This window comes from Kothea flammea (genome assembly GCF_052161645.1).
Lineage (GTDB): Bacteria > Planctomycetota > Planctomycetia > Pirellulales > Pirellulaceae > Laterigemmans.
In genome coordinates, this window is record NZ_CP197414.1 from 3,965,694 (window position 1) to 3,978,790 (window position 13,097).

Annotated in this window: 10 protein-coding genes and 1 tRNA gene; 2 read left to right on the forward strand and 9 right to left on the reverse strand. The window is 54.9% G+C overall.

Translation table 11 applies throughout. The features are described 5' to 3' along the window. The first annotated feature begins 5 nt into the window (after positions 1–5). Positions 6–980, forward strand: coding sequence for a GHMP family kinase ATP-binding protein (locus SH139x_RS14985; protein ID WP_488350588.1), 975 nt, complete (start codon positions 6–8; stop codon positions 978–980). Between the two features lie 216 nt (positions 981–1,196). On the opposite strand, the gene SH139x_RS14990 is transcribed toward SH139x_RS14985, so the two are convergent. The 8 genes from SH139x_RS14990 to ubiE form a co-directional block, all read right to left on the reverse strand. Next, on the reverse strand, positions 1,197–1,475 hold the full coding sequence (locus tag SH139x_RS14990) for a hypothetical protein (RefSeq protein ID WP_488350589.1): 279 nt from the start codon (positions 1,473–1,475) through the stop codon (positions 1,197–1,199). An 82-nt stretch (positions 1,476–1,557) separates the two neighbouring features. Beyond that, a tRNA-Lys gene (locus tag SH139x_RS14995) sits at positions 1,558–1,630 on the reverse strand. Between the two features lie 170 nt (positions 1,631–1,800). After that, positions 1,801–2,277 carry a ribosomal protein S18-alanine N-acetyltransferase gene (rimI, locus tag SH139x_RS15000; RefSeq protein WP_488356024.1) on the reverse strand — a complete coding sequence of 159 codons (477 nt, stop codon included), beginning with the start codon at positions 2,275–2,277 and terminating at the stop codon, positions 1,801–1,803. Positions 2,278–2,509: 232 nt separating this feature from the next. After that, positions 2,510–6,607: a PAS domain S-box protein gene (locus SH139x_RS15005; RefSeq protein ID WP_488350590.1), complete on the reverse strand. Its 4,098-nt coding sequence runs from the start codon at positions 6,605–6,607 to the stop codon at positions 2,510–2,512. Between the two features lie 243 nt (positions 6,608–6,850). Beyond that, positions 6,851–8,029 (reverse strand): aminofutalosine synthase MqnE, encoded by a 1,179-nt coding sequence (gene mqnE, locus SH139x_RS15010; RefSeq protein ID WP_488350591.1) that lies wholly within the window; start codon positions 8,027–8,029, stop codon positions 6,851–6,853. Positions 8,030–8,045: 16 nt separating this feature from the next. Beyond that, positions 8,046–8,939: a 4-hydroxybenzoate octaprenyltransferase gene (locus tag SH139x_RS15015; protein ID WP_488356025.1), complete on the reverse strand. Its 894-nt coding sequence runs from the start codon at positions 8,937–8,939 to the stop codon at positions 8,046–8,048. 59 nt (positions 8,940–8,998) lie between these two features. Next, positions 8,999–9,670 carry a UbiX family flavin prenyltransferase gene (locus SH139x_RS15020; protein ID WP_488350592.1) on the reverse strand — a complete coding sequence of 224 codons (672 nt, stop codon included), beginning with the start codon at positions 9,668–9,670 and terminating at the stop codon, positions 8,999–9,001. Then, positions 9,667–10,353, reverse strand: coding sequence for a bifunctional demethylmenaquinone methyltransferase/2-methoxy-6-polyprenyl-1,4-benzoquinol methylase UbiE (gene ubiE, locus SH139x_RS15025; protein ID WP_488356026.1), 687 nt, complete (start codon positions 10,351–10,353; stop codon positions 9,667–9,669). Before ubiE ends, SH139x_RS15020 begins: the two co-directional genes overlap by 4 nt. A gap of 128 nt (positions 10,354–10,481) precedes the next feature. Between ubiE and SH139x_RS15030 the strand changes: the two genes are divergently transcribed. Then, positions 10,482–11,285, forward strand: a complete 804-nt coding sequence (locus SH139x_RS15030) for an HAD family hydrolase (RefSeq protein ID WP_488350593.1) — start codon at positions 10,482–10,484, stop codon at positions 11,283–11,285. Positions 11,286–11,366: 81 nt separating this feature from the next. Here SH139x_RS15030 and SH139x_RS15035 read toward each other — a convergent pair whose 3' ends face one another. Further along, on the reverse strand, positions 11,367–13,037 hold the full coding sequence (locus SH139x_RS15035) for a putative manganese-dependent inorganic diphosphatase (RefSeq protein ID WP_488350594.1): 1,671 nt from the start codon (positions 13,035–13,037) through the stop codon (positions 11,367–11,369). Between the last annotated feature and the right edge of the window lie 60 nt (positions 13,038–13,097).

Genomic DNA, 13,097 nt, shown 5'->3' on the forward strand with positions numbered 1-13,097 from the left:
CGCCAATGTCCACAGTTCGAATTATTACAGGCTCGCGGCTGCATTTTGGTCTATTAGATACGCGCGTACCTTTTGGGGGCGTGGGTATCATGATTGACCAACCGCGGACCGTGGTGCGCGTGACGGCAGCGAATTTACCTCCTACAGCCGACACACCGAGCCTGGAAGTAGCCGCCGAGGACGACGTCAGCGGGCGTGTACGACAGGTTCTGCAACGTTTTTGCGAGCACGCTGGTTCGCGGGAAATGCTGACCACTCGCGTCTGGGTCGATGAACGGCCTCATTCGCATACGGGCTTGGGAACTGGCACCCAGTTAGCACTAGCGGTCGCCGAAGGACTTGCCGCGCTCTACGGTGTCAAACTGGACAAAGAGATTTTGGCCACGCAAGTAGCAGGGCGAGGTCAGCGCTCCGCCGTCGGGATCCATGGGTATTGGCAAGGAGGCCTCGTTTACGAGGCTGCAAAGGGGGCTCGCGGGGTCCTCAACCCGGTCGCCTGCCAAGCATTACTGCCGGAGAGTTGGCGAGTGGTGTTGTTTGCCGCCAAACACCCCGCGGTGCGAATTTCTGGAGGCGAAGAGAAAGCCAGGTTTGCCAAGTTGAAACGCCCCAATTCGGTGGTCCGGGGGGGATTAAAATCGGTTTTGGAGAGTCAGTTGTTACCCGCGTTGCAAGCCTCCGATTTCGAACGTTTTTCAGACGCGGTGTTTCAGTACAACTTGACCAGCGGCGGCTTCTTTGCCGCGGTTCAGGGTGGCCCTTACCAGGGGCCGCAGACAGCCAACTTTATTCGGCGCCTCCGCGCCGAGGGAGTGCAAGGCATTGGGCAAAGTTCGTGGGGGCCGGCCGTGTTTGCTTTTTGTGAATCGTCCCTGCAGGCCGAAGAGGTCGCCAAATTGGCTGAGCAGAGCGACTTTGTCGCACAAGTGGTCCGACCGTTGAACCAAGCTCGTTCGCTGCAATTTCTTCCTGGGGAATAGTCACGTCTTAAACGCGGCGGACACCAGCGAAGCCTCCCAGGGAAAGTGAACCACTAGTCAGCGCTAATTGGCACTACTCAGCGCAACTGGTTTTAGATTAGTGTTAATGTGTGCGAATTAGCGTTCCTCAAAACATGTTTCAAGAAGCGATTCTTGGATCGTTCCCCAGAGTGTTGTCGGTTTAGACTCCCGCTTCAAAGAGAGGGTGCGCGAGAATCACGGATCGGCAGGTCCTTGATCTAAGCCGTTAGTCATTACTCGCTGCTTCTGGCAGGATGGCTTAGATGGATGAAAAGAGCTCACGCTCTCGTTGCTGTTGATTGCTTGCCGAATCGGATACGGGGGCACATCTTTAATCGCCTTGTCGATCGCCAACCCCCCTTCGGCTGGAAGAAAACCGTCTCGCCCCTCTCCTTTTAACGGAGCCAGCTTCGGCAACTGTGCGGCAAGGTTTGGGAACGCCGGTGGGAACATCTCTACGGGGGCAGTAACCACCAAAAGGCCGTGGGCAGTGCTCAAAATCAACAAAAAAACCCACTCCTGAAAGCGTGTAATGCTTTAGGAGCGGGCATTGTAGTACCCCCGCAAGGGCTCGAACCTTGGACCCACGGATTAAGAGTCCGTTGCTCTACCAACTGAGCTACAGGGGCTTGGTTACACAGCAAATCTGCCGCGACATTGGTGTCGACGCTGACTTAAACGTTTAAGCCGCGATTGATCGCGACAGTTATAAGTTAGCAAAACGCAGTTATTCCGGCAAGGCGTCTCGTGAATTTCACTCTTACCGTTGGAATCTGGCCGGCATTGGCTGGCCTGGGGCTCAGCCGGCCAACCTCGTGATGCGGTTATTGGGCAAGGTCAGCTCCTCTTGACTAGGCTGGTATCGCAGCTGCATCAGATAAGCATCTTCGGTGGAATCGTCGTAAAAATCCCGCAACACCGAGATGGCGCGAAAGCCGAGGCTGCGAAAAAAGAGCTGAGCGTCCAGATTTGTTTCGCGGACTTCCAGCATAATGCGGTTGCGGCGGTCGTGTGAAAGCTTGCCGACCAACTTGTCGGTCATCGCTTTTCCCACACCGCTGCGGCGAGCCGCTGGGGAAACCGCGAAATTCAAAATGTGCAAGCGATTTTTATGCAATTCATAGATCATGAAGCCGACGACTTGGTCGTCATGTTCCGCAACCATGCCAATGCAATTCCGTTGGCGAAGGCAGCGAATAAACTCTTCTTCGCTCCACGGAAACTCGAAACTCTTGTTCTCAATATCGAGTACCGCCGGCATATCTCGCCGAATCATCCAGCGAATATGTACTGCAACGGGAGACTCCTTGGTGCGGCCCATACCGAACTCCTTCCATGGCGACGGGGTCACGCGAATGTCAAAGCGAGCGAGTGGTGAGGGCAGGCCTCAGTCGCGTGGCGGAAAGGTAACAGAGCGGCTCAAATTCGCCAAGAGAAATCAGAGCAGTTTATGCCAGCAGTTCTCGTTAATGACGAAATTAACTCAAAAAAACCTGTTGCGCGATGGATTATTTAGTCGTCGCTTGGGGAAAGCCTTGATCGATCGCAGCCGGCAATGTCGGCAAGTTTTTGCTGAACGTTCGCTCAGATGCTGGCGGCGAGTGTTTCAGCAACATGCGATAAAACTCTCGCCGACAGATTGGCTTGTTGAGATAGTCGCTGCAGCCCGCAGCGATACATTTCTGACGGTCGCCAGCCATGGCGTGGGCGGTGAGGGCGATGATTGGCAAATGGGCCTGCATTGCCCGCAAAGCTCGTGTAGCACTGTAGCCATCCATCACAGGCATCTGCATATCCATCAACACCACATCGAATGGCAACGGATTGAGCAATGACTGACCCTCGCTGAGTGCTTCGACCGCTTGTTGACCGTTTTCCACGATCGTCACCTGGGCTTGCGTTTTCTTCAGCAGCACGGCCAGCAGGCGTTGATTATCAGGGCCGTCCTCAGCGACCAGAACACGGAGCCCGAGCAACATCGGCGGAGTATCTTGATTGGATTTTGTCTCAAGATTCCGCGGAGCTTCGTCTCGCTGGTCGGGCAGCACCCATTTTGTACCTGCGACTGGCCAGCAAGCAATGGAGGCGGTGAAGGTGCTGCCGCGGCCCGGTTCACTGCGGACCTCAATGTCGCCACCCATCATGTTTGCCAATCGCTTGGAAATCACTAGACCTAATCCAGTCCCGCCATATCGTCGCGTCACCGTGCTGTCCGCTTGGCTGAAGGGCTGAAACAAGCGAGTTTGCTGCTCCGGAGTCATGCCGATTCCCGTATCGATGACTCGCAGCAACAGTTGGTCGTCGTATCCTTCGTGCTTATCGACTGAGATCACCAAGTGAACTTCACCAGCGTCGGTGAACTTGATGGCGTTGCCCAACAGGTTCACCAAGATTTGCTTTAAGCGTACCGGATCCGAATAAAACTGGGCTGGAACACGGGAGCCAAAGGTGCGATCCAGGCGAACCTTCTTCTCGTCAGCTTTGCCAGCCATCATGGTAAATACATCTTCAATAATCTGCAGCGTATCGCACGGCACCGACTCGAGTTTCATTTGCCCAGCCTCCACCTTGGAGACATCAAGAATATCATTGATCAGACTCAATAAATGCTCGCCATTGCGGCGAATCGTTTCAATGATCTCGTCCCGCCGACCTTCGTCCTCCTGTTGCTCTACTTCCTCGGCTTCTTTTTCCGAAAGCAATTCCGTAAAGCCTAAGATGGCAGTCAATGGTGTTCGTAGCTCATGGCTCATGTTGGCCAAGAATTCAGACTTCGACCTGGTCGCTGTCTCAGCAATTAATGCTAACTCTTTGGCCTTCGCAATGGCTTGCTCAAGCTCTAATTGGCGACTCCGCATCTCGGTAATGTCTTGGAATGCGCCCGTCACGCGAATATGTTTGTCGGTTGAGGTCGAGTCGGCTTGGCCAATCACTCGTACCCACTTTGCGCGGCCGTCGGTCGACAAAATGGGTAATTCGAGATCAAAGGGTTGTTGGCCCGACTTGGCCGTTCGCACCACATGCTCGAATTTTTGTTGCGCGTCCTCAGTGAAGTAGCCGAGCAACTCTGTGAAAGCAATTGCTTCATTGCTCGACGGTAAAAAGATTTCCGCCGCGGTCTCGGACCAGGTAATCAGATCGTCGCTGGAGTCCCATTCCCATGATCCAACTAACGTCATCCGGGAAGTAGCGGAAAGCGCGTTCTCGCTGCGTTTCAGGTCAATCTGAATTTGCTGCTCGCGGGTCACGTCCGAATGGGTGCCAACCATCCTCAGAGGTTGACCTTCAGCGTCTCGCATCACAACTCGACCAGAGGCCAAGGTCCAACGCCAATCGCCATCATGATGACGGATACGGTGGAGGCAGCGATAATCGACTTCGGAGTTTTCGAGATGACGTTGTAATCTCTCGTCAGCGTCGCCGGCGTCCTCGGGATGAATTCGATCCGTCCAGCTGTTAATCGTTGGTGCCAACTCTTCCAGATCCTCGCCGACCATGGCTGCCCAGCGGGAATCGAAAACGACTTCGCCGGTTTCAATATTCCAATCCCAAAGCCCCAGTTTGCCGCCGTCGAGAGCAGACTCGGCACGATGGTGTTCCTCCAGTAGTTGGCGCTCCGCTTGCCGCTGGGCGGTGATGTCGAAATTAATCCCCGTCAGCCTCGCAGGACTCCCCTGGCCGTTGCATACGACTCTGCCGTGCGCGCGAAGTTCCCGCGTTGCCCCATCACCGCGAATAATGCGAAACTCGGCGTCGAACTCCTGCTTGGTCTCAACGGCATGTTCGAATTTTTGCAAAGTGCACTGGAGATCTTCCGGATGAATCGCAGTTTGCCAAGCGTTAAAGTCGTCGAGGAATTGATCGCGTTGCAATTGATAAAGCCGATAGCAAGACTCGTCCCAGGAGAAACGCGAACGCTCAAAGTCCCAGTCCCAAACCCCGAAACCAGCAGCGATCGTAGCCGTCTCAAAGCGCTCGTTAACTTGCCGAAGCGCCTGCTGGGCTGCGTGCTCAGCAGTAATATCGCGGAACGTGATGACCGCACCGCAGATCTCGTTCTGGCCATCATGAATGGGAGTCGCGCTGGTGGAAATCATTAACTGATTTCCCTCGCGTGAAGAGAGCACCAAGTGTTTGGCGATCGACGTGGCACAGCCGGTTCGCAGCACAGCGCGTGCTGGTGAGACGATACTGGTCGAATCCTCTTGACTCTGCGTGCAGAAGATCTGCTCGATCGGTAGTCCTTGAGCCGCAGAAGAATCCCAACCGGTGAGTACCTCGGCAACTGGATTCAGATTGGTTACGTTGCCTGCCTGATCAGTGCTGATGACTCCGTCGCCAATAGCCATCAAGGTTGCATCTAAGTATTCGCGGCTCTCTCGCAAGCGGCTCTCGTTCTCTTTCTGGTGCGTGATGTCCGTTTCCACGAACTGGAAACCACCGAGCTTGCCTACCTCCGAATAAATCGGCTGAATATCAACCTCGACGTGATAGCTACGTCCCGATTTATGGCGTTTGACCGTTTGGCAACGCAGCGCGCTGCCGCTGGCGATTGAACTGCAAATTTGCGAAAGACGACTGGCCGCTGGGTTGCGTCGTTCCAGCCACGCCGGCCAAGCCGAACCGGCGACCTCATCTAACGCGTATCCGCTGAGCAACTCGTAGCCGGGATTAATCCAACGAATGCAACCATCCGCATCAGTCATGGCCACCGCGTTGGAGGTGCATTTAGCGACCATCGAGAGCCGCATTAATTGCTGAGATTGGTCTTTCAGCAAACGGTTTTGACGACGGAGATAAATTAACGCCGGAATCGTAATTCCGCAGACAGCCACGATCATCGCCAGCAACCCGATGATCTCCATCCAGGATTGGATCTTGTGGTGATCTTCGTGAGTGGCTAGTTCATGTTTTGTGAACTGCTCAATCGTCGAAGTAACTTGATGCGATTTACCTTTAATGATTTGCTGAGCCGCCTCAATCAACTGCGGATCGGGAACCTTCTGCCGACTGATTGCTTGTAGGGTTTGAGAAAACTCAGCCTCAGCCTGCAGGTCGATCAACTTATCCCCAGAGGTGCTCTCCGGAAATTGGCTGGCGACGTAATCGGTGATCTTGCCCTGCAGCGACACATATTCGCTCAAGTCTTCGGCAACACGTTGTTGCAGCAGCTCGGGAGAGAGTCTCTCCTGCGGTTCCGCGCTAATTTTCCCGATCGATTCGCGGAGTGTTTCCAACAATGCTCGCTGCTGACCTATCGTAGACAACACTCGAGCAAATTCTTTCTTCGCCGTGATCTCCGCATCTCGTTCATTGGCATTGAACCATAACGAACCGACCAGTAAGACTCCCGTAATCAACGCACCGATGATTAGGCGAAAAAGTACTGAGCGAAAGTAATGGTCGTTCGTAAGCGTCGAGACCAGCACGTTATCGGCGGTTAAATCGCTTAAAACCTCCACGGAATTGTCGTTCGCAGCCGCTCGCTGAAAGGCTCTCCGCGGCGAGGTCAATTGCTTTACCCCATGGCGTTCAGCTAGCAAGCCAGATTCATCCGCGGCGGGAGTCGATCGCGATGAGCTGGGCGGAGGGTTCTTTGAAAACATGAGTGCTGCGGCCAAATGTCACGCATTCGCTTTGGACTTATCGAAAAGGCTGCCAAAACATATGTTCTCCTCTAAAACCGCAAGCGCTCAAAAGGTAGACAGGTTAGGTTTTCTGCAAAAGGCTGCTGATCATATCGTTTGTAATGCCTGGAGGTTTAACGATTAAGCATCCTCCGTTGTTAGCAACCATAACTAACCCGCCAATTCAACAACCATTTGAGCTGTCCCCACCGCATCACGCGGTCATTGCTGCGAGCCAGCCAACTGGCCAATCGTGGCGATCTGGCCGTCATAATCGGCAACATCCCACTGAGTAAAGTCATCAGGATTTCTCACCACTCGTTGGTAGACCGTGTTCCGTTCGACGGGGTCGCGTCCCGCTTCAATAATCAATTGGCGAATTTGCTCTACGGTGAGAAACTCTGGAGTCGTTGCCCCGGCATCGTGGTAGATCAATTCGTGGCGAACTGTGCCGTCAATATCATCCGCACCATAAGCTAAGGCTGTCTGAGCCGTCTCAATACCCAACATGATCCAGTAGGCTTTGATGTGTTGGACGTTATCCAGCATCAGCCGGCTGATCGCCATCGTCCGCAGATCCATCAGCGCTGAGGGCTTTTTAAGATGGTCCAGCTTGGTGTTTTCGGGGTGGAAAGCGAGCGGGATGAAAACTTGGAAACCACCCGTACGATCCTGTAACTCCCTTAAGCGCATCAAGTGATCGATGCGGTGATAGGCTTCTTCCAGGTGTCCGTAAAGCATCGTGCAGTTGGTGCGGAGGCCGATTTCATGAGCAGTTTGATGGATGTCGAGCCAAGCGTGCGTGTTGGCTTTGTGCTCGCAAATCTGATCACGCACTTCGGGGTGAAAAATCTCTGCCCCACCCCCCGGCATGCTTCCCAGGCCGGCCGCTTTGAGATCCTCCAGCACCCAACGAATGCTCTTCTTGGTTTGAAATTCAAACCAATTAATCTCGACCGCGGTCCAACCCTTCAAGTGAATCTTCGGGTAGGTTTCATGGAGCAGCGAAATAATGTGCCGGTACCACTCATAGGGTTGCTTATGATGCAACCCGCCCACGATGTGCATTTCTGTGCAACCCGCCTCGTGAGCCTCCTGACCTCTCGCCAAAATCGCCGAATCGTCCATCATGTAGCCCTTTGGGTCCCGCAGGTCGGACCGGAAGGCACAGAAGCGACAGCGATAGACGCACACATTAGTGGGATTCAAGTGTGTGTTGATGTTGTAGAACCCGACGTTCCCATTCATCTGCTCGCGCATCCAGTTGGCCAATTGACCAACCTCCTGCAAGGGTACTTCGGGCTGATACAAGAAAATGCCGTCGTCCATGGTCAGCCGCACTCGGGCTTCGACCTTGTCGCGAATCTCTCGAAAACGTGCTTTAGCTTCGGTGGCAATCATGAGGATTTTCCCATTCCTAAAGCCAGCAATCCAAGCCGGCGGCGATAAACATTACTAAACTGATGACGGCGTTAACATTGAAAAAAGCGATCCCGACTTGCTCTAAGTTGTCAGGACTTACCAGGCGATGCTCGTACCACAATAAGCCGGCGATACCCAGCACAGCCAAGTAATACAACCATCCCAGTGTTAACTCGGGTGCTAACGTCGGCAACGACGCTAACACCAGCATTGTGCCGGCGTGTAAACCGGCAGAGACGCGGAGTGCGCCTCTAACACCCAAGCGAGCGGGCACGCTGTGCAAGCCATTCTCGCGATCGAATTGAGCATCCTGACAAGCGTAGATGATATCGAATCCACTGACCCACAGAGCGACCGCCGTACCGAGTACGACGGGAGCGATTAAGTCCCAAGGGTTGGCCAACACGGTCTCGCCACGAATTGCAATCCAGGCTGAAACTGGTGCCAAACTTAACGCCACACCCAACCAAAGATGGGCTGCCGAGGTAAACCGTTTCGCCAGGCTGTACCCTAACAAGAAACCAAGCACCGGTAGTGACAAGAACAGCGGCAGTTGATTCGGTAAAAACAGCAATGTCGAAGCCAAGAATCCTAGCGACGTGGCGATCGTCAAACCAATCGCTTCACTTCTTCGCAACAGCCCGGCTGGCAGGTGACGTCCCGCGGTACGAGGATTCGCCGCGTCAAACCGCTCGTCGACTAATCGGTTAAACGCCATCGCGGCGGTGCGGGCGAACACCATGCAGAGTAGCACACCGGCCAAGTCTCGCCAACGCAACAGCGGTGTCTCACCCGTTATCAAAGGAATGCGAAACGCCATCACCGTGGCTAGGGCGGCGAACGGCAACGCAAAAATCGTGTGACTGAATCGCACGAGTTCCAGTAGCATGCGAAACCGCCCGCCCAGCGTATTGGACAGAGAGCCCCGCGGCGCGGTTGATAGATCGCTCATGTTTCCACGCCCCAGCGATCGATTAAGCCCTCACCCAACCCGAACTGGTCTAAGATGCGAGCGACGACAAAATTTATCAAGTCATCAAGACGTTGCACGCCGTGGTACCAGCCGGGCATCGCGGGCAACACCACTGCGCCCGCCTGGCTCAGCCGCTGCATGTTCTCCAGCGCGATGGTGCTCAAGGGCGTTTCTCTAGGAACGACGACTAACTTTCTACGCTCCTTAAGATGGACTTCGGCAGCCCGCTGGATCAAATTCGAACCGGCCGCCCGCGCGATCCCGCTGAGCGTGCTGCCACTGCAGGGACAAATAATCATCCCGGCTGTCAAGAACGAACCGCTGGCGATCGGGGTCATATAATCCTGATAATGATGGTATTTCCAATTCGCCGTTGCGCTCCGCCACTGGTCGGCCAGGGGGTGACCAACACCGGCGTCTCCCGCCAGCGCGTCAGATTCCCAGGGAAAGCGTGCCAAGAGCAACGAATCCAATGAGAATTCCTGCAAATCAAGCTGCAAGCCTAATTCCTGTTTGATGACGGCCGCCCCCGAAGGACTGATCGTCAGATGCACGTTGCATGCTGACTGAGCGAGTGCCTGCAGCAGCCTGATGGCATAGGGTGCCCCGCTCGCTCCGGTGATGGCGACGACTAAGGGGAGACTCATTTTTCCCCCAAGTACAGCGTAGCAACTCCAAATGTCATCGGCACCAGTTTTACGTTGCGGATCCCACGCGATTCCATCCGTGACGCCAACGCTTGACCGCAAGGAAACTCGGCCACCGATTGGGGCAGATAGTGATAAGCGGACTTATCGTTCTTCGCCATGCGTTGACCGACGCGGGGGAGCAGCACTTTGAAGTAGAACTCGTAGGCCTGCTTGAGGCCGATGGTGTTGGACCGCGAAAACTCCAGCACCGCAATCTGGCCCCCGGGGCGACAAACCCGACGCATTTCATCGAGCCCCTGGTCGGTATCGGCGATATTTCTCAAACCGAAGGCGACGGTCACGCACTGAAACGTGTCGTCCGGAAAAGGGAGAGCCTGGGAGTCTGCTTCCAGAAATGTAACATCTCCCGCGGACGACTCCGCCGCTTTGAGGGCTCGGTTTTTCTTCACCGCAACTTGCAGCATGGGATGACAAAAATCACTGCCGACGACCGCCACCGCCGGGCCGGCCGCGCGGGACAACTCGAATGCCAAATCTCCCGTACCCGTGCAGACATCGAGGATGGGGCCGTCTGGCTTCAGCCTTAACTGCTTCACCGTTTTGCGGCGCCAGCGTTTATCGATGTTGAGACTCAACACATGGTTCATCAAGTCGTATCGCGAGGCGATCTGACCGAACATCTCGCGGACGCGATGATTGCTTTTGTCCAGCGTTCGACTGGGATTCGCCGAACCTGCCAGACGGCCAGTATCCGGATGGTCAGTAGCATCAGCCGCGGTGTTCATGGGGAAAACAAACATCTGGAGAAATGAAACAATATTCGGTTGCCATCTGCGAGCGACTTTCTATCGTTATCACCGCAGCGAGTCTGTTTTCACAACCCCCGATCGCCAACCTGCCGGCTCGATTTTCAGCCACTGAAAATATGTTTTTACTATTTGATATCGATGGGACCCTGATTCTATCCGACAACGCGGGCCGTCGAGCGTTGGAGTTGGCTCTGTGGGAAACTTTTCAGGTTCGCGAGGTTCCCGATGTACCTTTCAGCGGACGAACCGACCAATTCATTTTTCGTGAATTGTTACGAGCCGCCGGGTTGCCGTCGAGTGACGATCACTACGAGCTGCTGCGGCAGTCCTACCTGGGCCATTTGCCGGCTGCACTACGGAGCGGCAACGGGCAAGTTTTACCCGGGGTGGTGTCGCTGTTGCAGGCCTTGAGCGAGGACACCGCTTGCCATCTAGGGTTGCTCACCGGAAATTTACCCGAGTCGGCGAGGATGAAACTGGGGCATTTTGGGCTGCTGCAATATTTTGACTTTGGCGTCTACGGTGACCATTCACACGATCGGTGCGACTTGGCGAGCGAGGCGGTGTCTGTTTTGCGGAAAATGCACGGCGAGCATTCGCCAGAGCAAGTGTGGATCATTGGCGATACCGATCTGGATGTCGCCTGCGGCAAACACATTCGAGCCCGCACGCTCGCGTGTTCCACGGGCACGCAATCGGCCGCTGAACTGCGAGCTGCGGGGGCTGATTTTGTGCTCGCTTCCTTGAGTGATACGCCGCAGGTCCTAGAGCTGCTGCGGAGCGATCAGGCCCCTCAGTGTTAATGCGTTTGCTTTGGGAGACCCGTCCTACGGGCTTTGACCTGCGAAATTATGCCTCGTTGGAAATCGCCCAGGTGCTCGCGATCAATTGTTGAAGTCCGAGTTTCCCACGGGACTGGCTCCCATCAAATTGATGATCAAAGGCAGCAATTGCTTCTTGCGGCTGACAACTTGATCGAGCTTATAGAGTCGGTCCTCAAGCTGCGGGTAGTTGATTTCTTCCCAACCCTCAGGCTCGCTGCTCATCAACAGCAAACTGCCGTTGCTGACGATGTCGGTAATCAGCAAAGCGGAAAAGTCTAGACCTTGTTGCTGGGCCAAGTCATCGAGGGCGCTGGAAAGTTCATCCTTCCGCTGCCAAAAGAGATCGAATCCAATCTCTTCGATTTGCGAAATCGAAAACCTTTGACCCGCTTCGGAAAACTCTTTGCAGTCCTCACGCACAACTTGCTCCGGCGAGCAGGAGCGGAGGGCCGAGCCAACTTGGAAGAATTGATGCGCGAACTCACCCAGTTCCACATCACAATACTTCTGTAACCAATCGAGCATCTCCCGGTCGATATCAGTTGTCGTGGGCGAACGCAGGTGCAGGGTATCGCTGATCATACCCGAGGCCATGCAGAGCGCGATGCCAGCAGAGGGCGTGATCTGGGCGTCGTGAAACAGCCTGGCGACCAAGGTGCAAGTGGAACCGACTGGCTCCATCGTCAGGCGAATTGGATCGGTGGAACGCAGTGAACCTCCCAGCCGGTGGTGGTCGAGGACCTCGAGAATATTCGACTCCTCCGCACCCTGCACGGCTTGAGAGAGTTCGTTGTGGTCGACGAGCACGAGATTCGGTTTAGGCGGGTTGAGCAAGTCGCTTTTGCTCAACACACCAATTAATTTCTTGCCGTCCAGAACCGGATAAATGGCTTGCGGGGAACGGAGCACTTGTTGCAGCGCGGCGGCCACGGGCATCTTCGCCGGTAACGAGATAAAGTCATTGCGGATGACTTCGTCGATCGCTCGCGCGGCCTTGATTCGCATCGTCGTCGTGGCGGTGTCAAAGGGGCTGTTGATCACCGTCACGCCGCGGGCTTCGGCCAATTGCAACAGACCATCGGAGAGACGATAGCCCCCGGTAACCACGATGGCTCGCACCCCCATCTCCAAGGCCGGGACTTGAATTGTGGGCCGATCGCCACAAACGACGAGTAATTTTTCAGCGGGAAATTTTTCCAGCCGCTCGCAGAAACCACCCGCGCTCATCGCTCCCACCGTAACGATTAATTCATCAATGCGATCTGGGTCGACGGCGTGCTGAAACGTGCCGTTGAGGACAGCCAAGATCTTTGACAGGCGGCTGCGAACTTGACGTGACTCGATCGGATCAACGCCCCCTTGGAAAACTAGCTCCAGCAAATCGAGCAGGTTTACAAGGCCAACTAGTTCGTCTTTGTCGTCCAGCACCGGGACGGCTCGCATTTCGACTTTGTGCAACGCTTGGTAAACGTCGTAAAACACGTCGGTCTGACGCACTTTGATGGTCAAACGCCGGCACACATCCTCCACCTCCGGACGGACATCCATGATGATGCGAGGTGCCGACAAACCGGCTTTGCGGAGTGCAAATTCAGTGCGTTGATTGGGGGCTCCGCAACATGCCGCCACGGCATCCGGATAGCGTGAGCGGCGAAGGAAATCAGCGTAGGCTATTGCCGCGCAAATCGCGTCGGTGTCAGGATTGCGATGACCAAAAACATAAACGGGCATAAATTACCAACTGAAACGTTGTCGAGCCGACCACCGATGTCCCCACTGACAACCGGTAGC

Coding starts and splice junctions, on each gene's coding strand:
- SH139x_RS14985 (WP_488350588.1), top strand. CDS start 6: ATGTCCACAGTTCGAATTATTACAGGCTCGCGGCTGCATTTTGGTCTA.
- rimI (WP_488356024.1), bottom strand. CDS start 2,277: ATGATTCGGCGAGATATGCCGGCGGTACTCGATATTGAGAACAAGAGT.
- SH139x_RS15005 (WP_488350590.1), bottom strand. CDS start 6,607: ATGTTTTCAAAGAACCCTCCGCCCAGCTCATCGCGATCGACTCCCGCC.
- mqnE (WP_488350591.1), bottom strand. CDS start 8,029: ATGATTGCCACCGAAGCTAAAGCACGTTTTCGAGAGATTCGCGACAAG.
- SH139x_RS15015 (WP_488356025.1), bottom strand. CDS start 8,939: ATGCTACTGGAACTCGTGCGATTCAGTCACACGATTTTTGCGTTGCCG.
- SH139x_RS15020 (WP_488350592.1), bottom strand. CDS start 9,670: ATGAGTCTCCCCTTAGTCGTCGCCATCACCGGAGCGAGCGGGGCACCC.
- ubiE (WP_488356026.1), bottom strand. CDS start 10,353: ATGTTCGGTCAGATCGCCTCGCGATACGACTTGATGAACCATGTGTTG.
- SH139x_RS15030 (WP_488350593.1), top strand. CDS start 10,482: ATGAAACAATATTCGGTTGCCATCTGCGAGCGACTTTCTATCGTTATC.
- SH139x_RS15035 (WP_488350594.1), bottom strand. CDS start 13,037: ATGCCCGTTTATGTTTTTGGTCATCGCAATCCTGACACCGACGCGATT.